This is a genomic window from uncultured Vibrio sp. (assembly GCF_947488985.1).
Lineage (GTDB): Bacteria > Pseudomonadota > Gammaproteobacteria > Enterobacterales > Vibrionaceae > Vibrio.
On sequence record NZ_CANLBV010000032.1, the window covers coordinates 1 to 26,897 of the forward strand.

The following is a 26,897-nucleotide window of genomic DNA, read 5'->3' on the forward strand; positions in this document are numbered from 1 at the left end:
GTGAAGTACACCTAAACCCAGAAAGAGAAGCTGCTTAATAAGTAAGCAAATGATGACAACTACCTTGAAAAACGCCGATACTTACGGAACAATGGAGTCAGAATCAATGACACTCGACGTTGATGACACCGTTGCGTGGTTTATGTACAAGTCTTTCTTCTAAGCAAGCAACATAGATAATTGGTTATGGTTCTGTTGTCCATAACCCGTCTCCATTTTGAGCTATACTCAAATTTTATATCCGCATTGAAAGTGAAATGCGTCACGTTGATTTTAAGAAATAATCATTCATCGAGGTCACAATGAAACCCACTTTTCGCCTATCTGCAACCGCGACAATACTAATGTCAGTGATGGTAATCTCTACAACCGTATTTGCTGCAGATAACACCAATGAGTTTGAAGATCTTACAGTGATGAGAGATATACCTGTTGAACAATCTCACTTTGACTCTTGGAACGCAACCAAAGCTCATTGGCAGGAAGAGTACGGACTCCAATTGGGCGTTGATTACAATATGCTTGGCTTTACAGCAACGGATGCGCTAGGGGATTCTTCAGCAGCTTCAGGGGCGCTTAGAGTATATGGTCAATGGGATATGGTACATACCGATTCAGGGTCAACGGGCGGTATCGTGTTCAAGTTTGAACACCGACACAAATATACCGACTCATCGCCAAAAGATTATGGTTTAAAGGATTTAGGCTATCTTGGTTTCGCACACTCTTTATACGGTGATCAAGGTTTTAGAACGACACACCTATTTTGGCGTCAATCTATGCTTGATGAGCGAATGGTGGCCTATGCCGGATTTTTGGATATGACTGACTATACCGATTTTTATGCTCTAGCCAGTCCATGGAACGACTTCAATAACGGTGTTTTTACCACCGGTAACGGTACGATTGGTGGCCTTCCTGATGGTGCTCTAGGGGTGATGCTTGGTGGTTTTATGACTGACAATGTATACGCTTCAGCGAGTATTCTTGATGCGAAGGGGAACGCCTCTGATCTCAGCCAAGGTGTTAAAGACTTCTTTGACACTGGCGCGACATGGAAAAGTTTAGAGGTTGGTTATACACCATCGAAAGAGATGCTGTTCATCGATAACGCTCACATATCTTTTTGGCAGCGCGATGCGGTTGACAATGATAAAGAGGGGCACGGTGTCAGTGTTTCAGTCTCCGGCCTTGTAAACAATCAATGGCTTCCGTTTGTTCGAGCAGGTTGGGCGCAAGATGGTGGTGCCATGTATGACGCATCAGTTAGCGCTGGCTTTGGTTATATTCCAGCTAGTCGTTCAGAAGATATGATAGGGCTCGCATTTAACTGGGCAAGTCCAATGGCAAGCACATTTGGTGATATCGATTTCGACGATCAATACACCGCAGAGCTATATTATCGCGCTAAAGTCACGCCTTGGCTTCAGTTGTCACCTAGTGTTCAAGTTATGAACCACACCGCGATTAACGTCGACGCCATACAATCAGGTGATTTGGCAAACGCACTGATAAAAGATAAGACCGATGTCGTATTTGGATTGAAGGCTCAATTTCTATTCTAAAAAGAAGCGTCACTAGAAAAGCGGCCCCAAATACTAGGGGGCCGCTATCATCTGAATGAGTTTAAAGGCATATCTCTATGATTTCCAAATTTTTGTCACACATGTCCATTTTGATCGCTGCGATATTAAATGTTTCGCTTGCAAATGCTGGTCAAACACTTGAGTGGATCGATCTTATTCCTGAGCAGGAGCGCTCTGCATATCTATCGGGATACGATGCCCAAATCAACCACAATGGACCGCAGGCTAAACAGAGTGCCATTGGATCAGTTCGTCAGGATTTAGATGGTAACGAGGTCACCATTGCTGGATTCGTTATTCCCCTTGAAGGCACAGAGTCGAGTGTCACTGAGTTCTTGTTGGTTCCTTTCTTTGGAGCCTGCATACACGTGCCACCGCCGCCCGCTAATCAAATAATTTATGTTAAGTTTGAAGAAGGTGCTCCGGTGACTCAACTATGGGATGTCGTTTATGTAACAGGCGAAATGACGACCAAAACTCTCGACACCGACCTAGCAACAACTGGATACTTATTAACTGCTGAAAGCCTCAGTGAGTATAAAGAATAAGCTGAAAAACTTAAGCCTGAAAACGGTGGTAGCCAAAGCCGAGTTTCTGCTAAGCAAACTATGCCACTTATCAAGGTGTAGTGGTCAACTAAAATTGGTTAGTGGTACCCTTTTTTATATGGTGAAGGGGCGCTATATATTTGGATAGATACATAGATACATAGATACATAGATACATAGATACATAGATACATAGATACATAGATACATACCTCTCACTTCATCCATCCTAGCCCGCTTGCCATTGAACAAGCGCTGATATTCAGCTGCCGCCGATCGCACTTTTCATTCCTGTCTATAAGAAAGTAAGCGCACCATAAACCCCACATTCTAATCTTTCAGCATGAAGAATAAGATCAACTCTCCAACCCAAAGGAGAGTTGAAATGGCAAAACGACGCACCAATCTAGAATGGCAAACACTGTTTGAACAATATGAAAGCAGCAATATTACCCAGCGTGCTTTTTGCGAAGAGCATGGACTGAGTTTATCCACGTTCTTCGCCAAGCGGCGTCAACTCCAAACAGCAAACCAATCGGAATCTGTCGGATTTGTTAGAGCCGAAATCGTCGAAAAGACAACGAAGTATCAGGCGCAGATAGCTACGGCTAACATGACACTGCTCGTCAATGATGTGGAGTTGAGCATTCCTCAAGGCACGCCAGCGACTTATCTTGCTGAACTCATTGGAGCGTTGTCATGAAAGGTATGCTTAGCGCTCCAGAGATTTATCTGTATCGTGAGAGTGTCGATTTTAGAAAGTCCATCAACGGCCTCGCGGCGATTATCGAAAGTGACACCGACTTACCTTTGGGGAGTGGCGCACTGTTCTTATTCACCAACAAACAGCGCGATAAAATCAAAGTCTTGTACTGGGGTGTGCCACGAACAAAAGGTTAAGTCCTTTTGGAGCTGTGCTACTGATGGGAGAAGGCCTCCCGAAATCTGCCTGTAGGGGTCGGTTTCAAACCGCCAAGTGCTGCTGTATTTAAGAGATATGGTAGTGAGCGACTTTGGAAAAGGTATCAATAAGATATCAGGTATGAATCAAGAAGATGAGAGAAAGCAAACCGTCCGATGACGCATCGTTAAGGATTAAGTATTGTCAAAACTAGGGGCGCCCAGTAACCCTAGGATTAGCTGAAAGGAAACCTACTTACTGTTTCAGCGGCAATCGGTGTATAGGCGGCATGAGCTTGATTTAGGCGGTAGCATGGAACGTGGGAACCTGGATTTGAGTGTTAAGGGAAATGACAAATGGCAAATACCATGAGGAAGAATACCGATATCAAATACAGGGACGGAGCTGCTCGTAGTAGCGATGAGTCATCTGTAATGGATGAGGAGCGAAGGGGCAGCATTATCCAGTTGATGAAATTCAGTCAACCTAGAATGTTAGGGAGGAGCCAGATGGCATCAACGAAATCGTTTGATATTTCAAAACAACTCGTTTGGAGGGCATATCAGCGTGTAAAAGCTAATAAAGGCGCAGCTGGTGTAGACAAAATCTCTTTGTCTGCATTTGAGCGAAACCTGAAAGGAAATCTCTACAAGATATGGAATCGTATGTCGTCAGGCTCCTACATGCCACCACCTGTTCAGCAGGTAAATATACCTAAGAAGGATGGTGGTACAAGGAGTCTGGGGGTCCCTACTGTGTCTGATCGCATCGCTCAGATGGTGGTCAAGATGCTAATAGAACCCGAAATAGACAGATGCTTCCATCCTGATTCTTACGGTTATCGACCAGGGAAATCGGCACTGCAAGCGGTAGATAAAACTCGACTGCGGTGTTGGCGAATGGACTGGGTCGTTGAGTTTGATATCAAAGGCGCATTCGACAATATCGATCATGAGCTTCTGATGAAGGCTGTGCGTCATCATGTAAAGATTAAGTGGGCTTTACTGTACATCGAAAGATGGTTAAAAGCGCCAACACTCAATGTTGACAACGTCCTAGAACCTCGTACTCAAGGAACTCCTCAAGGCGGGGTGATCAGTCCGTTACTGATGAATCTGTTTATGCACTATGCGTTTGACATTTGGATAAGTAAAACTTCTCCAAAATGTCCATTTGCTAGGTATGCAGATGACGCTGTTGTCCATTGTCATTCCAAAGCACAAGCAGAGTATTTGCTACGGGCGATTGGAAAGCGCTTGAAGGAGTGTAAGCTTACTCTACATCCAACGAAGTCAAAGATCGTGTACTGCAAGGACAGTAATCGTTCGCTTGATTACCCAACAACACAATTCACTTTTCTAGGTTTTACTTTCAGACCAAGAAAAGCGAACAATAAGGAAGGTAACTTGTTTACTAGCTTTATACCTGCGGTAAGCAACGAAGCGCTAAAGTCCATGCGGTCACGTATTAGATCATGGCGTCTGTCAATAAGGACACCTTCGACGTTGGAAGAGCTATCACGTTTATATAACCCAATAATACGGGGGTGGTTCCAATATTATGGATTCTTTTATCCTACTCAAATGCGCAAACTAGCGGACTATCTGGAACTCAGATTAGGGCGCTGGGCGAGGCGAAAATACAAACGCCTTGCAGGCCATAAACGGAAAAGTGCACAGTGGTTAAGGCATGTGGCGCAAAGTCGTCCTTGTTTATTTATCCACTGGCATTATTTTGAAGATCAACGATTGGGTAATGGGAGCCGTATGATATGAGAGTATCACGTACGGTTCTGCGAGAGGCTAGAGGTGAAATTCCTCTGACCTACTCACCATAAAACAGGCTTTGCTCTTTGGTACAAACGCCTCGAAAAAGCCAAGTACAAGTGGCCTTCAAAAGAGAGAAATAAGGTGTTTACCCTCACTCAATTTGAGCTTGATAGACTGCTTTCAGGTTTCACAATTATCGGCCACAAACCCGTTCGAATAAACGATTTTACAATGGGTTAATCGATAATAAAGCCTTATATACCAAGCGTTAACGGCGCGGCTTTAGTATAATAAATGCCATGAAAAAGACGCCAAATATCAACCCAGAAAGTCAAGATGTTGCCGAGCTACAAGCGATGGTAAAAACGCTGATGTCGGAGAAAAGCGAGTGGAAACAAGAGCGCCAGTCGCTACTTGAACAACTCAAGCTTGCCTTCGACCGCCAGTTTGCGAAACGCTCGGAGGCGTTAAAGCCTTACGATGAATCACAAGGTGACCTCTTCAACGAAGCGGAATGTGAAGCCATTAAGGAAGAAGAGGTCGAGGTGACAACGACGACCACAACGAAAAAGCGTGGTAAACGTAAACCTCTACCTAAGACTTTGCCTCGTGAGGTTATCGAACTCGATGTAGACGACCATGAAAAGCAGTGCGCTTGCTGCAATCATAACCTGCATAAAATCGGTGAAGACCGCAGCGAGAAGCTAGAGTTCACGCCTGCTGTACTCAAGGTATTGGAATATGTTCGCCCTAAGTACGCTTGCCGCCAGTGCGAGAAAACAGGGGACAGTAGCCGTATCGTTCAGAAGCCATCCCCTCAGAGCCTCATACCTAAAAGCTTCGCCACAGAAAGCTTGCTGGCCAACATCATTCTTGGCAAATACCAATACGCAATGCCACTTTACCGCCAAGAATCGCTGTTTACCCAGTCGGGTATCGAGTTATCACGTACCACGATGGCAAGGTGGGTCATCCAAGTCAGCGAGAAGTTCGCCCCGCTGTATATGGCCTTGAAAGAGCACCTACTTCAACAAGTGGTGGTTCAGGCGGATGAAACGCCGCTCAATGTGCTCAAGGAAGAGAAGAAGTGTTATATGTGGCTCTACTGCTCGGGTGCTGATTCGCCTGAAGCGGCATTACCGAATGTGAAAAATATCGCCTTGTACGACTATCAAAACAGTCGCGCGAGGGCGTGCCCTATTGCCTTTTTAGGCGACTACAATGGTTATCTACAAACCGATAGCTACGCGGCTTATGATGGTCTACATCAAGTCACTAATGTGGGGTGCTTAGCGCATGCTCGTCGTAAGTTCATGGATGCTAAGAAGCTTCAAGGGAAAGGTAAGTCGGGGAAGGCTGATAAGGCGCTGGCTAAAATCCAAAAACTCTACGGAATAGAATCACGCTTAAAAGGTGCGCCTGTCGAAAAACGGAAAGCAGAGCGTCAAGCGTATTCCAAGCCGATACTGGATGAACTTTACCAATGGATGACAACCCAGAAGGTGATAGGCTCTAGCCCATTAGGTAAAGCGATAAAATACACGCTCGGGCAGTGGTCGAAGCTCATTCGCTATATCGATGACGGTCACTTATCGATAGACAATAACCGTGCTGAACGCGCAATTAAACCGCTGGTCATTGGCAGAAAAAATTGGTTATTCTCAAACACACAAAACGGTGCTGATGCGAGCGCAATGCTTTACAGCATCATCGAGACCGCGAAAGCCAACGGTCTTATCCTTTACGACTATATGATCAAGTGCATGAAGGAGCTGGCAAAAGCTGAGCCTGATATCAACGCACTCCTACCTTGGAACTTCAAACATTAGCAAGTCGCCCCGTGGGTTCATGGGGCGCATACATAAGAAAAGCTATTAACCCTTAGTTATATAATATGACAATTAAACAGAGCAATAGGTTTGTAAAACTTATTGTTCCTTTCTCTTCGCCAGCTGTGATTACGTGTATTTTAAATAAGTAGCACCTAACAACACGTAGTTTTCTTTTCGTTCTAACATCTCAAACACCTCGAATTGTAATGATTTTTGATGGTATGGTTTTATTTGTGTTATCTAAGATTGGTGAGCTTGTTGGTGTTGTGTTTTGTTTTTTAGGGTCTAAATTTGCTCATATTTATTTGTCTTATTAAATTATATGAGGGCGCGCACAAATTGCTTCAAAAATGTGGTGTGAGTAGACATTATGGATAAAAATCGATTTCCTTGTCATGCCGAATGTTGCTAGTCTCACTGTATACGGACACACCCTTATAAAGAGATATTTATGAAAAAGTCACCACTTCTATTAATCGCAGGCTCACTACTATTGGCAGGCTGTACTGCAAACCAAGCAAGTACAGATCGAGCAACTCAACCAACACTTCTGATGGTTGACCAAGGTGTCGCGATGGCGTCAATGCAAGAGGTTTTAGAACTACGCGAAAGCATTCTAAACGCTCAAGATGGCGATATCATCAGCATTAAGCCAGGTCGTTATTTAGACCTAGGTAGCGTGACTTTAACAGCAAATAACGTCACGATTAAAGCACAAGAGCCTGGTACCGTGATATTTAATGGTTCGGCTCAGTTCGTGATAAAAGGTAATGACAACCTTATTGAAAGCTTGGTATTTACGGAAGGTGGTCCGACACTAAGTAAAGAAAGTCATAATGCAAACATCATGGGTGTTTTTGGTATTTTCGGTAAAAACAACACGCTAAACAACTCTGTGATCTACAAGTTCAATGATTACGAGTACGTTGCAGACGAGAAAGGTAAGTACCCTAACATTCGTTGGATCACTGTTGGCGGCGAAAACAATAAAGTAACCAACAATACTTTCGAAGGTAAGTACAAGCGTGGTGCTATGCTTGTGGTTGCGACTTCAGAGAAGCTAGAAAAGACTTTGATTGAAGGTAATATCTTTAAAGACTTAACCGCTTTAGATATCGAATTGATCGAAAACTCTGACCCTAAAATGGTGAGAACAAACCGTAACGATAGACAAGCTATCCGAGTTGGTGACAGCCACAACTCACTATTTGATTCTCAAAGCGTTGTAAGAAATAACTACTTTGACAACATCAGTGGTTACGTAGGTAAAAATGGCTCTGGTGAAATCGAATTAATTTCAGTTAAGGCGAGTGGTATTACATTCGATGGCAATACCATCAAAAATAGTACTTCAATGATTTCTCTACGCCACGGTCACAATAATGTGGTAACCAACAACGTGATTTTGCCGGGCGACACAGCTAACTCTGGCGGCATCAGAATATATGATGAGAATCACCTAATTGAAAACAACTACATTGAAGGAACATTAGGCAAAGGAACTTATCGAGGTGCTCTTGTTCTAAATACCGGTATCATTGATGTATCTAAGGGTGAAGTACTAAGTAAAGATGCAACGGATGGTAAGACATTGCAAAAGCAGTGGACACCTAAAGATGTTATCGTTAAGAACAATACCTTAGTCAATAATACTCAAGGCATTTTCGCGAGTAACGCGGTTCACCGTGTGAGCTTAACGGATGATGCTCGTGTTGATACTATTTTCCCGGCGGTTGATACGGTATTTGAAAACAACCTATCGATTGCGGCAAAAGAAGGCACAAATGCATTCAGACAGTTTGAAGGCGATAAGTTCCAAATGGTTGGCTCTGAGTATGTGAACAACATCTTTTACGGTCAAATCCAAGGGCTTTCTCCTCTTCCAGAAGGGATCTCAACGGAAGCGCCAGCGATGGAAAGAGACGAACAAGGTTTGATTAAACCAGTAGGTACAGTGGGTGCAACCAACCTAACAGTACTAACGGAAGATATGGTCGGTTCTAGCATCGTCTTCAAATAATCGTCAAATCATGTTTTCGAGCATGAAATAAAAATTAAGCTCTATAAAGCTATAAAGCTATAAAGCTATAAAGCTATAAAGCTATAAAGCTATAAAGCTATAAAGCGGGTCATTCACTTTTTATTAAACGATAAAGTGAATGACCCGCTTTTTTATCTAGCCGAAACAAACGCTTATTTCGACTTTTCAACCCTCAATCACGCATCAACGAATATCACTTCACCATTAATAAACCCATCGCTGGCAGAAATCGCCGCTCACCCGACTATTATCGCTTCTCCTTCAAGGCCGAATTTTAAAGGCTCCATCGATGATTGGTTCAAGCAATATGGATTGGAGCGTAATGTTGTCGTATCTGCGCCTTGTTTTTCCATTGTTCCTCTTTATCTGGAGAAGACAGACTCGATCGCCTTTTTACCCTCAAGAGCCGTCGAAGAATTGAATGTGACTCAAATCGTAATGGATGAAATGCCTAAGCCATTTGATGTTATTGCCGCGTGGCACCCGAGATATAACGATGACGCGCTGCAAAAGTGGGTGGTGTCGATACTTGAACAAAAATATGCACAAGAGGGGCTTGGTTCACGATAATTTTTGTTCAACCTTGATGTGTTTTTAGAGGCATACACCTTTGTGTCATAGGTCAAAGCGGTTTGCACATCATCTCCATTCTGAGTATTTAAAATCATCTAAGTACAAAAATATATAAATTAAGAGGAGATTTGAGTCGGTCAAGAAAAAGGTAGGCGTTGCCACTTATTTAAAGTCATTTCATTATCTAAATTTACACTTAAATTGTTGATTTTCTGTGTCAAAGTAAACATTATGTTTGCTTTTAAAGTAAAGATGTAAACACAAGGAAAGTGAATGAAGTTATTGTCTCTAGTTGCTGCCATGTTTGGTTGTGTCGCTCTCAACACTCAGGCAGGGCACTCTATCAAAGTTGCCTACGATTCCGATCCGGTTTCGCTTGATCCGCAAGAGCAACTGTCGGTTGGAATGTTCCAGATGTCACACATGGTTTTCGACTCATTGGTTCGTTATGGCTTAAACTTAGAATTTGAACCAAGGTTAGCGACCGAGTGGCAACGCATTGATGAAAATACGGTTCGATTCAAATTAAGGCAAGGCGTTACTTTTCATTCGGGTAATCCATTTACCGCAGATGACGTGGTTTGGACCTTTAATCGACTTAAGACATCAATAGATCATAAGGCGGTGTTAGCGCCATTTAAAGAGATCAAAAAAGTCGACAGTCATACCATTGAACTGGTCTCTCATGAGCCGTACCCACTTTACTTGCAGGCTGCAGCGTACGTTTTCCCGATGGACAGCCAGTTCTATTCCGGTGTTGATGAGATCGGTAACCCTAAAGATCAGATCATGAAAAATGGTCAAAGTTTTGCGTCAACACATGTGTCTGGTACTGGGCCGTTTACGGTGAGTTACCGAGAGCATGGTATCAAGACTGTCTATCAAAGGTTTAGCGACTACTGGGATCAAGGCGGTAACGTTGATGAAGTCACTTTAGTGCCAATTAAAAGTAGCGCGACTCGCACCGCAGCGTTGTTGTCAGGGGATGTCGATATGATCTCACCCGTTGTGCCAACCGATTTCAAACGTATTATGGCTAGCCCAAAATCACAGTTGTTGACCAAGGAGGGCATAAGGCTTATTACCTTGCAGATGAATCAAAGCAATCCAGCCCTTCAGGATGTGCGTGTGCGTCAAGCCATCATCCATGCAATCAATAATAAAGGCATTGCAGAAAAGGTGATGCGTGGCTTTGCGACTGCGACGGCTCAGCAATGGCCGAGTACTTACGCAGGTTATAACCCAGAACTAGAGATCCGCTATGACGTGGCAAAAGCGAAGGCATTGCTGGCAGAAGCTGGCTATGGTGAAGGGCTATCATTAACCATGATCAGCCCTAATAACCGCTATGTGAATGATGCTCAGATTGCACAGGCGGTTTCTACAATGCTGGCTAAAGCGGGCATTTCAGTTGATCTACAAACCATGCCTAAAGCGCAATACTGGCCAGAGTTTGCAAAATGTAATGCAGATATTCTGATGATTGGCTGGGGAGCTGAAACGGAAAACTTCTCTGATTACCTCATTAAAACCAGAAATCTTGAAACCGGGCAGGGCCAATACAACTGTGGTTACTACTCTAATCAAGAAGTCGATGCATTAGTCGATAGAACTCACAAAGAGCTCGATGAAGCGAAGCGTGCTGAATTGCTACAGAACATCGAAGCGATACTTCATCAAGACGCCGCTTTTGTCCCGCTGCATTTCCAAGATTTGGCTTGGGCAACCAGTGATAACGTGCACATTGCTCCAGTCGTTAATGCGATGGACATGCACTACTTTGGTAATTTGGTTATTGAAGATTGATCTGCGCTGAATAAAAACAGAGCATAAATAATCACAGCCAAACACTGCGTATAAAAGCAAAATAAGTAATACAAAGGCCTAGCGCATTGCTAGGTCTTTGATAATAAAAAAGTGTTTGTTTGCCCCAAGTATTGAGTTAACTCAACAGATTTAGCTAACCAAGCATAGCAACGGATTAATCTTCGTAGCGCTGCATTTTCATTGTGGATAAATCAGCGCCGCCCATAAAGCCTTGTGCTGCCGGGGCATCCATAAAGCTTGCCATTGATGCTTCTGCATCTTCGAGTGATTCCCAATGCACAATGACACGCCACTTATTGCCGTCAACCAGTTCAGAGGTGCGACTGATAAACCCAGGCTGCTTTGCCACGTGTGTCTCTTCTACGGCCTTATCCAATTTTGCAAACTCACTTGGGTCGACATCGTCTTTGAGGATAAAAGAAGCGACTTCGACTACATCGTTATGTTTAAAGCCGAATTTACCATTGTCATTCTTCCAGTCACTGCGTGGAGGAATGTTTTCTATGACGTCCCAGTGCTCGACAATCTTGCCGTTATCGAGGCGGAACAGATCGTAAAAGGCCACCTCTTTGTTCATAAAGACACCTTCACTGATCGCGAGAACAAAATTACCTTCACCCAAGATCTTATGGTTCTCTTTATACACCATAGGCATTCCTGCCTTGGCGAGATCACCCAGTGCTTTTCCTAATCCACTGAGCCCATCGGCCACCATGGTATTGTGCTGTAAGTAGGCACTGTCTCCGTTATCAATAAATTGATTGATCTTCGACATGTCACCCTGCATCAGAATCACTTGTACGAAATCAGAAACGATCGCTTTATTTTCTTCGGTTTTGTCGAGATCAGTGACCTCAGTTGCGCCATCTAACTGCGTTCGGCCACTTGGGTTCGGCTCAGAGGCCAGCTCCGCAAGGTTATCCCAGTGCTCGACAATTTTGCCATCTTCAAAACGGAATACATCAAAGCCCGCTTTTGGCCCAAAGAAGTTATACTCAGTGTGGAGAAACACATAATCCCCATCTTGATAAGCCCGTTTAACATCCGCTTTCGCGCTGCCCACAGGCAATGCCTGTAAGACTTCGCCAAATCCCGCCAAGCCATCTCCGACAGCGAGATTATGTTGGGTATATTGGTTTGGGTTGATGTAACTGATCGCTGCAGGATCGCCAGTCTCAATACTTGATATGACCGCAATCGCTTTATCTTTATTGCTGGGTTCAGTGGCGGCTATGTCACCCGCTATTGAGCATGTGGTTAGGCCCATGGCACTGAATGCCAGTAAAGAGCTTTGGATAAGAGAGGGACGTCGACTTGTAGTCATATTGTTACTCCTTTGTTTCGGTCCTTGGATGATAGTTGATGAACTCAGGGACTGATAGAGTAAAAATGGGCTAAATAAGGGTAAATATCGAACCTAAAGAGTCGGCGTTTTGTATTTTTGAGTAAACTGATAGGGTGTTGAACCGACCTGTTTTTTAAAATATTTAACGAAATTGCTACTGTCCTCAAACCCTAAATCATGGGCAATGTGCTGTGATGTTGCCTCACTCATAACCAGACGGCGTTTGATCTCAAGGATGGTGAAGGCATTGATCAATTGCTTTGCTGTAAACCCTGTCGCCAGTTTGCATATATGGTTGAGTGTTTTATAAGTGGTATTGAGCTGCAATGCATACCAAGTAGCGTCTCTTGTTTTATCGAAATGAGTCTGCATTAACTCAAAGAAGTGAGTAAAACGCACACTCTGATCATGGCTGAGCTTGTCTGCGTTAATTTGCGGACGCAGTCGTTGCAAAGACAGCGCAAAGGCCGAAAAGAGGTACATCACGATAAGTGGATCGCTGTCTGATCTTGCGATTTCTTGTGTCATTTTAACGATCAGATCTTGGGTGTTTTGATGTTGGAGCGGATCAAGTTGAAGTAACGGCGAATGATCAACACTGAGGTGGGTCGGTGTATAGTGAGGAAAGCGCATGTTGGCATGGAGCTGATCTAAGAAGGCTTGTGTGAATACAATGATTTTGCCCTGTGGCCTATTGGAAAAATCGAAGCAGTGCGCCTGCGATTTTTGAACAAAAATGACCGAACCTGCGGTAAATTGATACTCTTTGAAGTCCACCATATGGGTGCCGTAACCTTCATTGATCACTATGATCCCAAAGAATTTAATCCGGTGGAGTGCCTGTGGATTATGCCCCAGCGCTTCTCTTTGGTAGAGCTCAGCAAAGTCAATGACTTGCAGCTCGGCTTGATTGGCATGTCTGTGACTAAATTGGATACTGGGAATGGGCAAAGGGTACCTCTCGCAATGTCTAGTGGAGTGCATCAGAGCCAAATTTGAATCGGGTCGAGATTCAATCGAGTCCAATGGCAGTCACATGGTGGATGAAACACCACTCTACATAATAGCCTTGGTTTGCTCAAGGCGGTGCCCTCACGATTTAGCAAGGTGATTTGATAACTACGGCTGCCTATAACCAGCGAAATAATAGGAGACTCTAGCCTCTATTCAATGGTGTTTAAGAGCTGGTATATTTCGCCTTGCTGCTGAGTAACATCTTGGTAATCTGGGTTTAACAGAACACTGTTGGTTGCTACCTTGAACAGTATGTAGGTTTGTTTCAGCGTCGACCTCAAACCAATTGAACGTGCCGTGTTGGTTATAGGTCGTCATGGTTTGTTTATCTTCAAGGGATAAGCGCCAACAGAACCAGATCCACCAGCGTACATAAGCCAAAGAAAGAGAAAAAGAACCACAAGTCGAATACGGTTTTATGTTTTTTCGAATCGTGACGGCTTTGTTGCCAATCCAGTTCATGCAGCTGTGCTTTGGTGAGGTTTAGGTCGAGTCCTTCAATGTACCTATTGAGTTCGTTATTGTGTGCTGAGCTAATCATATTCTCCTCTAACCATTGGTGCCTATTTTATGGCTGGCTCCAGTATCTGGAATTGAGGGATGGATTGAATTAACGCTCCCAGTAGGGGGGCGTGCCATAATAGTTCGAGAAGTAATCTAAGAAGGCTCTTACTTTAGGTGCGACAAGGCGAGAGCTGGGGTAGACCGCCCAAATCGCGGCGAGGTTATCCAGCGGAAAGTCAGGCAGCACTTCAACCAATGAACCGTTTTTTACCTGTTCATAAACCAGCCATTCGGCGCACATTGCAATGCCTAGTCCGTTGATGGCTGCATCCCGCACCGCTTCACCGTGATCGACGCGAATGTTTCCTTTTACCTTCATGTTGTGCAGACCATCTTGCGTCTTGAAACTCCATGTTTCCAGCCCTGTTTGATTGACGCAGCAATGCCGCTTGAGATCGTTAGGATCAATTGGTTTACCATACTGAACAAGGTACTCGGGGGAGGCGCATAAAATGCGTTTATCGGTGGCAAGCTTTTTAGCGATCAGCGTCGAATCCTTGAGTTCGGCGTTACGAATTGCTACATCAAAGCCGCCCTCAACCATATCTATCATGGTGTCTGTCAGGCGGATATCGACGCAAAGATCTGGGTAGGCTTTGAAAAAGCCTTTTAATGCAGGCATAAGGTGTAGCCGACCAAATGAAGCCGGAGCCGTGATGCGCAGTGTCCCTTTCGGTTGTTCTTTTCCAGTGCCCACGGTGGCGCGGGCGGCGTCGACGCTTGTTAGGATCTCCTCAGCATACGGTAGCAGCGTTTCGCCTTCTTCGGTGAGTGATACCTTACGGGTGGTTCGGTGCACTAAGCGTGCGCCAATACTCTCTTCAAGTTTGTTGATGTGCATACTGGCAACCGGTGCCGACAAACCCAGCTCTTTACCGGCTTGGCTGATATTGTGAGTCGCGGAGACTCGAACGAATAATCTAAGGTGTTCAATATTCATAGGGGCGTGTTTATCCTTTATTCGTCCAAATATGGTTTGTTTTTATGTCTGCGTTAAGGGCTGCTTAACCCAGTGCGATTGTGTATATTGTTTCAGCTTTAGCCATGCATAAGCCCCTGCAAGCGTATTGGCTATGGTCGCCGCTGTAACCGCTTGCAGGACATTTCCGGTACTTGCGCCAAGCCAAATAGCAGGAATGTATAATAGGATTAGCCGCACACAAGAGACCACAAGCGCCTTCTTCGGTTGACCAAGCGCGTTAAACACAGACACCGCTATCATACAAAGCCCTAGGGGCCCGTAGCTGATCGGGATTAACCAAAGAGCACGGCTAAACCAGAGTTGAATGGTGATATCAGCGCTGAGCAAAGGGAGCATCAAAGCAGAGCTAACTCCGACGACTACAGCCATAATTATATGAAAAATAATTAGAAATTTCCCAGTAGTTATGAGCAGTTCTGAAATCTGTCCATTTTTTCCCTGACCGAGGTAACGACCAATGATCGGTGGCAAAGCCATGGTTAAAGCGAGGGTGAATACCAACATGAAGCTTTCGATACGGGATAGCAAGCCCCAAAATGCGATCTCATTGGTGCCCATTTGCGCGATCAGCAGCATGCAGGCAAACGCACTTAGCGAAGGGAGAGACTGATTGATGATCGTTGGAATGATGAATCGAACCAATTCGACGGTGTGGGCTTTCGTCTTCTCGCCAAATGGTATTCGACCAAACCATTGTTTATCGCGCGCTTTATAGAGCATAACTAAGGCGCAGTAACCATAGCCTATGGTGGAGGCGATCGCCGCACCAACAATGCCTAAATTGAAGGTGAAGATCAGTATTGGATCGAGGATCAGGTTAATGATGCTCGCCAATAGAAACATCTGCCCAGTCGTCTTGGTATCTTGATTGGCGCGATAGACGCAGGTGATGAGGTAGAGCGTTGCAACGGATGTGGCGCTTAATAGCCATATTGGCCAGTAACGGCGAAAGATGCTTTGCAATAGCTGCTGATCTTGAGCAGAAACATCCGCTGCGGTAAACGCAGAAAAGATAGGGGTTTGCAGAGTCCACAATAGCAGGCACACCAAGGCTACAAATAGGCTGCCGAGCCCAACCGAGATCGTTGCGATTGTTTGCGCTTTACGGCTTTGTTTCGCGCCACAAGCTTGAGAGATAATGGAGGTTGCCGCCACCCCAACTCCGACTTGCAGACCAATGATAACTGCTTGAAACGGTAGGGTAATGCCGTGCACGGCCAACTGATCTACCCCTAACATGCCAATAAAAATGGAGTCGACAAGCTGCACTAACATGATGGCAAACATCCCCAGCGTTAAAGGGAGTGTTCTTTGAATAACAAGCTTTAAACTTGGGGAGATCATAACCATGCTCGTGCTCAATTGGGCCAGTTGGTAAATTGGCTAGGTCGCTAGTAGGATAAATGAGTAATAAATGCTGGTTACCATTAAGGCTTGCCGAGACAAGCCTTAATCGCAAAAGAGCGGGTTATTTATTCCGTGTGTTATTCAACATCAACCACAACTTTACCCATCGCCTTACCACTTGCTAAGCGATCGTGCGCGGCTGCGGCATCTTTGAGTGCAAATTGTTGGCTATCCAGCACAGGTTTCAGTTCTCCTGCTTCGACGATCTTGGCTAAGGCTTTGAGTATCTTACCGTGTTCAGCACGACCGACGTTATAGATCATCGGAAGCAGCATAAATACTACGTGCAGTGATAACCCTTTCATGTGAACCATCGTCAAATCTTGTTCGTGCATGGATAGCGTTGTTGCGATCTGGCCGTTTAATTTTACCGCTTCAATCGAATTGTTTAGATTGCCGCCACCAACCGAGTCAAAGATCAAATCGAAGCCTGCACTGTTGGTGTACTTTTCAACGTAATCGGCGACAGATTCAGAGGCAAAATCAATGGCAGTGGCACCGAGCTGTGAGATAAGGGTACCTTGCTCACCGGCCGTTCCTGTTGCGTATACATCTGCACCGAAGTGCTTGGCAAGTTGCACGGCTACGTGACCAACTCCCCCGGCACCACCATGAACCAGCACTTGCTGCCCCGCTTGGATACCTGCGCGAGTAAGGCCCTCATAAGCGGTAATACCAACAAGTGGCAGTGCTGCGGCTTCACGCATTGATAGGTTGTTTGGCTTGTGAGCCACTAGGTTTATGTCGGCCAACATGTACTCAGCTAGCGAACCTTGCAAATCAGCGAGGCCACCCGCACAGCCATAAATTTCATCGCCGACGGAGCATTCAGTGACACCGTCACCGATTGCTTCGACCGTACCCGCAAAGTCCATGCCTAACACTCCAGGTAGAGGGGGATGGAAAGGCAGCGCTTCACCCATATCACGAATCATCATGTCAATTGTGTTGATGCTTGAAGCGGCAACTTTTACCAGCACATGGCCAGCTTTTACTTCTGGCTTAGCGATCTCTGCTGATTCAAATACTTCTGTACCACCGAATTTACGAATAACCGTTGCTTTCATGATGTTCAACCTCTGTCCGTTATTGTGTTTGATTTATGGAATGTACTTGGTTTAAGGGGTGTCTGGTTTTTATGAGGCAATTATAGGCGCATATGTGTGATTGATTAGCGGGTGAAATATGGAATCAGTTTTTAGTTTTTATCAATAATAAGGTTGGGCGCTTTGTACTAATATGGTGGGGTATTGAAGAGTGGAATTTTATCTTGTGGCAAAGTGTATTGCCTTGATTTTAAAGGTTCCTCTTCTATATTAACTGGTTAATATTATTGAGTTTACGGAGCACATTCGATGAAAAAGACAATTCTAATTACTGGGTCAACCGATGGTATTGGTCTAGAAACCGCAAAAATGCTCGTGAAAGAGGGGCACCATGTGCTTATCCATGGTCGTAACCCAAGTAAACTCGACAGCGTTAAAGCGATGCTGGATCAGGTTTATCCTGATGCCAAAGTTGAAGGTTATGTTGGCGATCTTTCTAGCTTGCAAGAGGTTGAAGCGCTGGCGGATGCCGTAACAAAGCAGCACGGCAAACTTGATGTATTGATCAATAATGCAGGGGTGTATAACGTCCCGACCATTACCACCAAAGATAATCTAGATACGCGTTTTGTGGTGAACACCATTGCCCCGTACTTGCTGACACAGAAGTTGTTGCCGCTATTTGATGATTCAGGTCGTATTGTTAATCTCTCTTCAGCCGCACAGGCACCAGTAAATCTTAATGCCTTGGTGAGCCCTGATGCCAAGGCTGCTGATGGTCAGGTTTACGCCCAATCTAAGCTCGCGATTACCATGTGGTCGGCACATCTGGCTGCTGAGCTAAAAGGGCATGGTCCGTTGGTGGTTGCGGTGAATCCAGCTTCTTTTCTTGGTAGTAAGCTGGTTAAGGAAGCCTATGGTATGGACGGTAATGATTTAAGTATTGGCGCAGACATTCTTGTGCGCGCGGCATTGTCTGACGAGTTTGCTGACGCCTCTGGAAAATATTACGACAACGATGCACGTCGTTTTTCACCGCCTCATTCTGATGCGTTAAACGCCGATAATAATGCGAAAGTCGTGGCGGCTATCGAATCTGTTCTCTCTTAATTGATAACGGTAAATTGATAACATCGCCGATGGTTGATGCCTTCGGCGTTTTTTTGTTTAATCTCTCACCTTCATACCTCATTGTTCACTTTTTCTTAATACTGATTGTTGGTTTCTCATTCTTATCACGACGAAACCTCAGCGTTAGACTGTTCGGCAACAAAACGACACCTATCACAGATCTTTAGCTGAGGAGCTTAATATGCATTTTGAAGGTAAAATCTACCGCCCTTGGATGGAAGCGGAAAGTGTTCTGATTCAAACCACACTGGGTTGCAGTAATAACCAGTGTACGTTCTGCACCATGTTCGATGATAAACGTTTTAAAGTCCGTGATTTAGAAGACATCTTGAAAGATATCGATGAAGCGAGGCTGATCTACCGTAAGGTGGAATCGATCTTTTTAATTGACGGTAATGTGATGGCGATGCGTACCGATAAGCTATTAACTATTATCGATAAGATTAAGGTGACCTTCCCTGAGCTGAAACACCTTGCGCTGTACTCTGGTTTTAATGATTTTCGACGTAAGAGTATCTCTGAGCTAAAAGAGCTGCGCTCGGCCGGCCTGACCACTGCGTACTCTGGGCTTGAGTCTGGCGATCCGATCGTCCTAGAGAGAATCAAAAAGGGTATGACGCGTGAACATGCGATAGCAGGCATGGAAATGGCACGAGAGGCGGATATTCGAGTCTTGGCCTCATTTATTTTTGGTCTAGGCGGTAAAGAGCGTTCTAAAGAGCACGCGGAAAACACCACCAGCTTGCTTAACATTATGAAGCCAGATGCGATTGCGCCAATGGCGCTGGCGGTTCAGCCGGGAAGTGAACTTGAACGAGAGGTTAACCGAGGCGATTTTGTGCTGCCAACACCGTTGCAGATCTTAGAAGAAGAGAAGTTCTTGTTGGAAAATATGGATGACTTCCCATGTTTTTACTGGGGTGACCATGGCAATAACATCGCGACCATGCGTGGTGAGTGGCCTGGGGTGCGTCAGCCATTTCTTGATAACATTAATAATCATATTGCGCATAATCCAATGGCGAAGAAAAATGTGATTGAGACTTATGCTTGGTAAGCAGCTGAGTAGACAAGTTGCAAAGTAATGACATAAGTGGCTAATATTGAGTCACTTTTTTGTTGAACCATAGAACCTTCGATAACGTGATGAATTGCTTGTAATGGTTAAGATTTATTCAATGTTTGTAAATACTGTTTCGCTTTTTCATTGATTGTTAGTGACGGGTTGCAAGGCTAAAGTTTAACCACTCGCTAACAGTGTAGTAACAAGCAACTCAATTGAAGAAGGAAATGGATATGACTTACGAAGGCTACGCAACGTTTACCGCCAAACAAGATGAAGCAATCTTGTATGTCACTTTTGATTTTGGAACCGTGAATGTTCAAGGTCAAGAAATGTTATCAGACCTTAATGGACTCGCATTACGTCTTGAGCGCGATCGCAGTGTGAAGGTGGTGGTATTTCAATCAGCTCATCCGGAGATTTGGGTGTGTCACTACGATACAAACTTACTGAAAGATATGTCGACAGAAGCGGTCTCTCGTGATGAAGCCAAATTGCTCGACTTGCAAGCCGTACTTGAACGCATCAGCAAACTTCCACAGGCTACCATTGCCAAACTTGAAGGGTTTGCGCGTGGGGGCGGTCATGAATTTGCCTTGGCTTGTGATATGCGATTCGCGGCGCGTGGTAAATACAAATTTATGCAGATGGAAGTGGGCATGGGGATCTTACCATGTGGTGGCGGTGCTTCTCGTATGGCTCGACAAGTGGGCCTAGGGCGTGCGCTTGAGATTGTGTTGAGTGCTCGTGATTTTACGGCTGACGAAGCAGAAGCCTACGGCACAATCAACAAAGCATTAGAGCCGGACGAGATTGGTCCTTATGTGGATGCCCTAGCTCAGCGCATCTCTAAATTCCCAGCAGAATCCATTAATGCTTGTAAACAGATGGTGTACGAGTCTATTGATAAACCCATCGACGAAGCGCTTAAAGCCGAAGCTTATTGGCTGTATCAAGCCACAAGCAAAACGCCAGCGGTGAAGCGCTTCCAAATTGCTGACGACCAAGGGCTAGAGCACGATATGGAAAATCAGCGCAACTGGGAACAGTTAGTGATGAACGTTCAAGACATCGAATAATAGTAAGCGTTGCTATCTGACAGCCCGTACTAACTGATACTACGCACTAACCGTTCGTACAACGGCCCTGACTTGTTTAAGTCGGGGCTTTTTTGATGCTTTGTTCGTCTTTACCGTGCTCGCAATGGGCAACCGTCGTGACTGGGTTTAAAAGGTGAATAAGTTTAAAAGATGAATAAGCTTAAAATATGAGTAAGCTTAAACAACGATCAAGCTTAAAGGGTTAGCTGAGGCTCAAACAAAGGGCTGATGCACGCTCGGCTGATGTCTTCATCAATGTAAGCCATTCCCAGCTTGTTCAAGTAATCCATACGATCAGCAGTGCGAAGTTCAATGTCTGGGCCTGCGATGTTGTTCTCTTGATAAACCTTAGCTATGTGAGCCATGAATTGCTCACCCACACTCATCATTAACAGGCTCATCGCCCCCACGTCCGGCCTTACTTTTGCACGCTGTTTTTCAAACAGGTTTACCGCTAACACGATAGGTTGTTCTTCCCCTTCGAAGCGAACACTGCGCTCACGAACGGTTTGTTGCGCCCAGTAATACGCCAGCTCTTTACTCTGAGTTAGGAACACAGGCTCAACCGATTCAGTGTAGTTATTGCCAATCGTTGCCATGGTTTTTGAAGCGGCTTCATTGAGTGCTTTGTCTCCTGAGCGCTTCAGTCCTTGGCCTTTAATTGAAGCAAGCAAGGCTGAAGACGTGCCGTGATACCAAGTATCACCCTTTGCGAAACCATTTTCTGATAGCAGCGTTTTTGCATCTTGTAGGTGTTTAGGTATTGAAGTCATAGGCACTCTCAATCAAAAGAAATATCAACAAACAGGAATTTCAACAAACATGAATACAGTTAGCTTAAACAGATGTTGCTTAGCTGACCGTGGTGTAGAACACAATTCTTAGACTTTGAGATAAAGCCGGCAGTACAAGCTTTATCTCAAAGCCTTCCCCCGGCTCTTACCGAAGTAAGAGAGAAGGGCGGGGAAGGCTTTAGCGTTAACGATTAATCAAGAGCGTTAGCGACTAATTAAAACTGCTAGCGATTAATCAAATTGGTTAGACGTATTCGCTTCGCCTGCTGCTTTTAGTGCATTCTCACCAGCGAAGTACTCTTTGTGGTCATCACCGATGTCTGAACCAGACATGTTTTGGTGTTTAACACATGCGATGCCTTGGCGGATCTCTTTACGTTGAACATTTGCAACGTAACCCAGCATGCCTTGGTCGCCGAAGTACTCTTTCGCAAGGTTGTCGGTAGACAGCGCTGCAGTGTGGTAAGTCGGTAGTGTAATCAAGTGGTGGAAGATACCCGCTTCACGAGATGCGTCCGCTTGGAATGTACGAATCTTCTCGTCAGCACTTGCAGACAGTTCCGTTTCGTCGTATTCCGCGCTCATTAGGTTTGCACGGTCGTAAGCTGATACATCTTTACCTTCAGCAACCAATGCATCGTAAGCTTGCTGACGGAAGTTTAGCGTCCAGTTGAATGATGGAGAGTTGTTGTAAACCAGTTTCGCGTTAGGATGAACTTTACGAACGCCGTCCATCATCTCTTTGATTTGACCAATGTGTGGCTTCTCAGTCTCAATCCAAAGTAGGTCAGCACCTGCGTTGATTGCTTCAATACAGTCGAATACACAACGGTCTTCACCAGTACCTTGGCGGAATTGGTATAAGCCTGAAGGTAGACGCTTAGGTCGAACTAGCTTGCCGTCACGGTTAAAGCAAACATCCCCTTCTGCCATATCTGCAACATCGATCTCTTCAACATCTAGGTATGAGTTGTAGATATCACCTTGGTCGCCCGGCTCTTTCACTACTGCGATTTCTTTTGTTAGGCCAGCACCTTGAGAATCGGTACGAGCAACAATAACGCCGTTGTCGATACCTAGTTCAAGGAAAGCGTAACGAAGTGCGCGAAGTTTTGCGTGGAAGTCAGCGTGAGGAACCGTTACTTTGCCGTCTTGGTGACCACATTGCTTCTCATCGGCAACTTGGTTTTCAATTTGTAGACAACATGCGCCAGCTTCAATCATCTGCTTAGCCATTAGGTAAGTCGCTTCTGCGTTACCGAAACCTGCATCGATATCTGCGATGATTGGCACCACGTGTGTTACGTGATTGTCGATTTTGTCTTGGATAAGGTCTTGTTGGTTAACGTCGCCCGCTTCACGTGCAGCGTCTAGCTCACGGAATAAACCACCCAGTTCACGTGCATCAGCTTGGCGCAGGAATGTGTATAGTTCTTCTACTAGGCCTGCAACCGAGGTTTTCTCATGCATTGATTGGTCTGGAAGTGGACCAAAGTCTGAGCGAAGTGCAGCAACCATCCAACCTGAAAGGTATAGGTAGCGGCGATCTGTCTTGCCATCAAAATGTTTCTTAATAGAAATCAGCTTTTGTTGACCGATAAAACCATGCCAGCAACCTAAAGACTGAGTGTATTGAGAGCTGTCTTTATCGTAAGCCTCCATATCCGCACGCATGATATCTGCCGTGTATTGCGCGATATCTAGACCTGTTTTGAATTTGTTTTGAGCTCGCATACGAGCAGCAGATTCAGCATTGATTGCATCCCATGGAGCACCTGCAGCGCTTTTTGCAACTTCTATCATTTCGATATCTTGTGTAATTTGCGACATAACTATTCCTTAGTTTCACGTGGGGTATGGTTGCCAAATTGGCTTGGATTAAAACTTTGCTATGGACAAAGAATAACCACGTATGTGATAATTTTGTTAATTTATAGTTATTATATTCGGTATTTTTCTTATGAATATTGCTCGTATAGACCTTAATTTGCTTGTGTATTTAGACATGTTACTGCGTGAGCGAAACGTGACACGAGCAGCCAATCAACTCGGGATCACTCAACCAGCAATGAGTAATGGCCTACGTCGATTGCGTGATCTCCTTGACGATCCGTTGTTGGTGAGAACCAGTGAAGGGATGGTGCCGACCGAGCGCGCGCAAAAGTTGCAACCACTGATCCGCAACATCTTGGCCAATGTAGAAAAGACATTGCAACCGACCACTGAGTTTCATGCCGAAGACAGTGAGCGAGTGTTTCGGATTATGGCGAGTGACTACGCGGAATCGACCATTATTCAGCCATTATTGAAAAAGTTGAGTGAAATCGCGCCGAAAATTCGGCTGGATATCATGACGCCAAGTGACGTGAGCTATCAGGATGTCGAGCAAGGCACGGTGGATATCATAATCAACCGTTTTGACGACATTCCACAGTCGTTTCACCAGATGAGCCTTTGGCATGACGGGTTCTCGTGTCTATTTAGTTGTGATAACCCGATCGCCGACAACTTCGATATTTTGTCTTATCTAAAGGCGCAGCATATTTGGGTCAGCAAGACGGGGATGGGCACCGGTGTCGGGATCAACCCAAGCGAAGCACAAAAGCTTGGCTGGATTGATGAAGCGTTAATGCGGATTGGGAAAACGCGCAATATTACGGTGTTTACCCGACACTATTTGTCGGCCATTCTGTTCGCACAACAGAAAAATCTGATCCTAACCATTCCAACCAAGGCCGCGCAATTGCAGCGGAATAACCCGAGGTTGTTGATCAAACCTGCCCCATTTGCGATTGAACCCTTTGAGGTGAAGATGGCATGGAGCCCCTTGTTACAAACCAATCCAGATCACCAATGGATGCGTCGCTTGATTAAAAGTGTCGCCAATGAAATTGAGAGTGGTGTGACGGAATAACACAGTTTGTCGGGTATTTTTTAAATGAATATCCAGTATAAACGGCATAAATTAGCTAAATTTAGGCCATTTACATAGATTTAAATCAGTTACGCAAATTGATTTAGTTGTCATCAGTAAGTTTGAGAGAGATTTTATGAGCAGTCGTATTCAACAGGGAAGCTTGAGCATTGATAGCACCCTTTACCAATTAATTAATGAGCAGGTGATCCCTGGTACAGGCATTATCGCAGAGGACTTTTGGCAATCATTTGCAACCATTCTTGAAGATCTGGCTCCCAAGAACCGCGCATTGCTGATCAAGCGTGAAGACCTGCAACATCAAATAGACGCTTGGCACCAAGAGCGTGCAGGACAAACGCTAGATGCGGCAGAGTATAAACAGTTCTTGCTGCAGATTGGTTACCTAGTGCCTGAAGGCGATGACTTTCAAGTGACGACCGCAAGCATAGAGCCAGAAATTGCGACTCAAGCAGGGCCGCAACTGGTTGTGCCTATCATGAATGCTCGTTTTGCACTGAATGCCGCCAACGCGCGTTGGGGCAGCCTATATGATGCGCTGTACGGCACCGATGTGATCAGTGAAAGCGACGGTGCAGAGAAAGGCGGCAGCTTTAATCCTGTTCGCGGTGCTAAAGTGGTGGCCTACGCTCGTGAGTTCCTTGATGATGCCGCACCGCTGAATGGTGTTTCTCATAAAGACGTGACCAAATACAGCATCAGCAATGTGAGCATTGGCAACACGCTGACAGCAACGCTAGATAATGGCGAAGAAGTCACTCTCATTGATCGTAACCAGTTTATTGGCTATCAAGGAGACGCAAGCGCACCTTCTTGTATTCTGCTTAAACACAACAATCTCCATATCGAAATTCAAATCGATCCGAGCGCGCCAATTGGTAGCGTCGATGTCGCGGGCATTAAAGATGTGTTGGTGGAATCGGCACTGACCACGATTATGGATTGCGAAGATTCTGTCGCTGCGGTTGACGGTGAAGACAAAGCATTGGCTTACCGCAACTGGTTAGGCTTAATGAAGGGCGACCTGCAAGAGTCGCTAGAGAAAAACGGCAAAACTATCGTTCGTAACCTAAACCATGATCGTCAATACACCAGTGTGACGGGGGGTGAAATCTCGCTTAAAGGTCGCAGCATGTTGTTCATACGCAACGTGGGCCACTTAATGACTAACCCTGCGATTATTGATGCCGAAGGTAATGAAGTGCCTGAAGGTATCATGGATGGCATGGTGACATCGCTTATCGCAATGCACGATTTAAAGGGTAATAGCCCTTACCAAAACTCGACCGCGAACAGCATCAATATTGTTAAACCTAAGATGCATGGCCCTGAAGAAGTCGCTTTCACCAATGAACTGTTTGGTCGAATCGAAGATGCGTTAGGGCTAGAGCGCTTCACGATTAAAGTCGGCATCATGGACGAAGAGCGTCGTACCTCTGTGAACTTGAAAGAGTGTATTCGCGCAGCCAAAGACCGTGTCGTGTTCATCAATACAGGTTTCCTAGACCGAACGGGTGATGAGATCCACACCAGTATGGAAGCGGGTCCTTTTGCTCCTAAAACACAGCTGAAAACCATGACATGGATTGGCGCATACGAAGATCAAAACGTTGATCTTGGCTTAGCTTGTGGCCTGCAAGGTAAAGCCCAGATTGGTAAGGGCATGTGGCCAGAGCCGGACAACATGGCCAAGATGATGGACGCGAAAATCGGCCATCCTCAAGCGGGAGCAAATACCGCATGGGTACCATCGCCAACAGCGGCGACTTTGCATGCGTTGCACTATCACAAAGTGAGTGTACCAAGTCGTCAGAAAGAGTTGCGTGAGCGAGTGAGAGCCAATGTCGACGATATCCTGACTATCCCGCTGCTAGGCAATCAAAAACTGACTGCTCAAGATATCCAAAATGAACTGGACAACAATACCCAAGGTATTCTTGGTTACGTAGTTCGTTGGATTGACCAAGGCGTAGGTTGTTCGAAAGTGCCTGATATCAACAATGTCGGCTTGATGGAAGACCGCGCTACGCTGCGTATTTCAAGCCAACATATTGCCAACTGGTTACGCCATGGGATTTGCGATGAAACCCAAGTGATGCAAACCATGAAACGCATGGCCGCAGTGGTGGACGAGCAAAATGCTGCGGATCCAAGTTACCGTAATATGGCACCGGACTTTGAAAACAGTATTGCATTTTCGGCGGCGTGTCAGTTGGTCTTTGAAGGCGGCGCTCAGCCAAGTGGTTATACCGAGCCGGTGCTGCATGCGATGCGTCTCAAATTGAAACAAAGCGATATTTGATGGCTATCGATCTATAAAAGATATCGCTCGATAAGAGTTTTTTGATAATAATAATGAAAGGTAACCCCCCATCAACTGAGCCCAAGGTACCGCGCTATTTAGCGCGGTTTTTTTTGCTTGAGTATTTTTTACTTATA

Annotated in this window: 19 protein-coding genes and 4 pseudogenes; 15 read left to right on the forward strand and 8 right to left on the reverse strand. The window is 45.2% G+C overall.

Annotated elements, in window-relative coordinates; genetic code table 11:
- The first annotated feature begins 302 nt into the window (after positions 1 to 302).
- The 10 genes and pseudogenes from Q1A70_RS09435 (at position 303) to Q1A70_RS09475 (ending at position 11,056) form a co-directional block, all read left to right on the forward strand.
- The gene (locus Q1A70_RS09435) at positions 303 to 1,565 is read left to right on the forward strand and encodes a carbohydrate porin (protein WP_299689825.1); all 1,263 of its coding nucleotides are present in this window, start codon (positions 303 to 305) and stop codon (positions 1,563 to 1,565) included.
- 101 nt (positions 1,566 to 1,666) lie between these two features.
- A pseudogene (locus tag Q1A70_RS09440) lies at positions 1,667 to 2,107 on the forward strand (DUF3299 domain-containing protein); the annotation flags it as partial.
- 412 nt (positions 2,108 to 2,519) lie between these two features.
- The gene (locus Q1A70_RS09445; RefSeq protein ID WP_299689822.1) at positions 2,520 to 2,837 is read left to right on the forward strand and encodes an IS66 family insertion sequence element accessory protein TnpB; all 318 of its coding nucleotides are present in this window, start codon (positions 2,520 to 2,522) and stop codon (positions 2,835 to 2,837) included.
- A complete protein-coding gene (gene tnpB / locus Q1A70_RS09450; RefSeq protein WP_299689820.1) occupies positions 2,834 to 3,034 on the forward strand; it encodes an IS66 family insertion sequence element accessory protein TnpB in 201 nt (66 codons plus the stop codon). Before Q1A70_RS09445 ends, tnpB (Q1A70_RS09450) begins: the two co-directional genes overlap by 4 nt.
- A 357-nt stretch (positions 3,035 to 3,391) precedes the next feature.
- Positions 3,392 to 4,810, forward strand: a complete 1,419-nt coding sequence (gene ltrA / locus Q1A70_RS09455) for a group II intron reverse transcriptase/maturase (RefSeq protein WP_299689817.1) — start codon at positions 3,392 to 3,394, stop codon at positions 4,808 to 4,810.
- Positions 4,811 to 4,876: 66 nt separating this feature from the next.
- A pseudogene (gene tnpB / locus Q1A70_RS20875) lies at positions 4,877 to 5,044 on the forward strand (IS66 family insertion sequence element accessory protein TnpB); the annotation flags it as partial.
- A 59-nt stretch (positions 5,045 to 5,103) separates the two neighbouring features.
- A complete protein-coding gene (locus tag Q1A70_RS09460) occupies positions 5,104 to 6,633 on the forward strand; it encodes an IS66 family transposase (protein ID WP_299689814.1) in 1,530 nt (509 codons plus the stop codon).
- Positions 6,634 to 7,087: 454 nt separating this feature from the next.
- A complete protein-coding gene (locus tag Q1A70_RS09465; RefSeq protein ID WP_299689811.1) occupies positions 7,088 to 8,656 on the forward strand; it encodes a polysaccharide lyase 6 family protein in 1,569 nt (522 codons plus the stop codon).
- Positions 8,657 to 8,890: 234 nt separating this feature from the next.
- Positions 8,891 to 9,247, forward strand: a pseudogene (locus tag Q1A70_RS09470) (LysR substrate-binding domain-containing protein); the annotation flags it as partial.
- A 303-nt stretch (positions 9,248 to 9,550) separates the two neighbouring features.
- On the forward strand, positions 9,551 to 11,056 hold the full coding sequence (locus Q1A70_RS09475; RefSeq protein WP_299689834.1) for an ABC transporter substrate-binding protein: 1,506 nt from the start codon (positions 9,551 to 9,553) through the stop codon (positions 11,054 to 11,056).
- A gap of 469 nt (positions 11,057 to 11,525) precedes the next feature.
- On the opposite strand, the pseudogene Q1A70_RS09480 reads toward Q1A70_RS09475, so the two are convergent.
- From Q1A70_RS09480 to Q1A70_RS09505, 6 genes and pseudogenes are all read right to left on the reverse strand, one after another.
- Positions 11,526 to 12,344 (reverse strand): annotated as a pseudogene (locus Q1A70_RS09480) (nuclear transport factor 2 family protein); the annotation flags it as partial.
- 150 nt (positions 12,345 to 12,494) lie between these two features.
- Positions 12,495 to 13,406, reverse strand: coding sequence for a helix-turn-helix domain-containing protein (locus Q1A70_RS09485; RefSeq protein WP_299689831.1), 912 nt, complete (start codon positions 13,404 to 13,406; stop codon positions 12,495 to 12,497).
- Between the two features lie 361 nt (positions 13,407 to 13,767).
- Positions 13,768 to 13,977, reverse strand: coding sequence for a hypothetical protein (locus tag Q1A70_RS09490; RefSeq protein WP_299689808.1), 210 nt, complete (start codon positions 13,975 to 13,977; stop codon positions 13,768 to 13,770).
- 69 nt (positions 13,978 to 14,046) lie between these two features.
- Positions 14,047 to 14,940 carry a LysR family transcriptional regulator gene (locus tag Q1A70_RS09495; RefSeq protein WP_299689805.1) on the reverse strand — a complete coding sequence of 298 codons (894 nt, stop codon included), beginning with the start codon at positions 14,938 to 14,940 and terminating at the stop codon, positions 14,047 to 14,049.
- 42 nt (positions 14,941 to 14,982) lie between these two features.
- The gene (locus Q1A70_RS09500; RefSeq protein ID WP_299689802.1) at positions 14,983 to 16,332 is read right to left on the reverse strand and encodes an MATE family efflux transporter; all 1,350 of its coding nucleotides are present in this window, start codon (positions 16,330 to 16,332) and stop codon (positions 14,983 to 14,985) included.
- Between the two features lie 134 nt (positions 16,333 to 16,466).
- Positions 16,467 to 17,456, reverse strand: a complete 990-nt coding sequence (locus Q1A70_RS09505) for a zinc-dependent alcohol dehydrogenase family protein (protein ID WP_299689799.1) — start codon at positions 17,454 to 17,456, stop codon at positions 16,467 to 16,469.
- Positions 17,457 to 17,744: 288 nt separating this feature from the next.
- On the opposite strand from Q1A70_RS09505, the gene Q1A70_RS09510 reads away from it, so the two are divergent.
- From Q1A70_RS09510 to Q1A70_RS09520, 3 genes are all read left to right on the forward strand, one after another.
- Positions 17,745 to 18,545 (forward strand): SDR family NAD(P)-dependent oxidoreductase, encoded by an 801-nt coding sequence (locus tag Q1A70_RS09510; RefSeq protein WP_299689796.1) that lies wholly within the window; start codon positions 17,745 to 17,747, stop codon positions 18,543 to 18,545.
- A 202-nt stretch (positions 18,546 to 18,747) separates the two neighbouring features.
- Positions 18,748 to 19,623 carry a radical SAM protein gene (locus Q1A70_RS09515; RefSeq protein ID WP_299689793.1) on the forward strand — a complete coding sequence of 292 codons (876 nt, stop codon included), beginning with the start codon at positions 18,748 to 18,750 and terminating at the stop codon, positions 19,621 to 19,623.
- Positions 19,624 to 19,862: 239 nt separating this feature from the next.
- On the forward strand, positions 19,863 to 20,708 hold the full coding sequence (locus Q1A70_RS09520) for an enoyl-CoA hydratase/isomerase family protein (RefSeq protein ID WP_299689790.1): 846 nt from the start codon (positions 19,863 to 19,865) through the stop codon (positions 20,706 to 20,708).
- Positions 20,709 to 20,923: 215 nt separating this feature from the next.
- Here the strand turns inward: Q1A70_RS09520 and Q1A70_RS09525 are convergent, their stop codons facing one another.
- The gene (locus Q1A70_RS09525) at positions 20,924 to 21,502 is read right to left on the reverse strand and encodes a hypothetical protein (RefSeq protein WP_299689788.1); all 579 of its coding nucleotides are present in this window, start codon (positions 21,500 to 21,502) and stop codon (positions 20,924 to 20,926) included.
- A gap of 252 nt (positions 21,503 to 21,754) precedes the next feature.
- Positions 21,755 to 23,353: an isocitrate lyase gene (locus Q1A70_RS09530; protein WP_299689785.1), complete on the reverse strand. Its 1,599-nt coding sequence runs from the start codon at positions 23,351 to 23,353 to the stop codon at positions 21,755 to 21,757.
- A 130-nt stretch (positions 23,354 to 23,483) separates the two neighbouring features.
- On the opposite strand from Q1A70_RS09530, the gene Q1A70_RS09535 reads away from it, so the two are divergent.
- On the forward strand, positions 23,484 to 24,437 hold the full coding sequence (locus Q1A70_RS09535) for a LysR family transcriptional regulator (RefSeq protein WP_299689782.1): 954 nt from the start codon (positions 23,484 to 23,486) through the stop codon (positions 24,435 to 24,437).
- Positions 24,438 to 24,573: 136 nt separating this feature from the next.
- Entirely contained in the window at positions 24,574 to 26,760 is a 2,187-nt protein-coding gene (locus Q1A70_RS09540; RefSeq protein WP_299689779.1) for a malate synthase G, read from the forward strand.
- Positions 26,761 to 26,897: the final 137 nt, after the last annotated feature.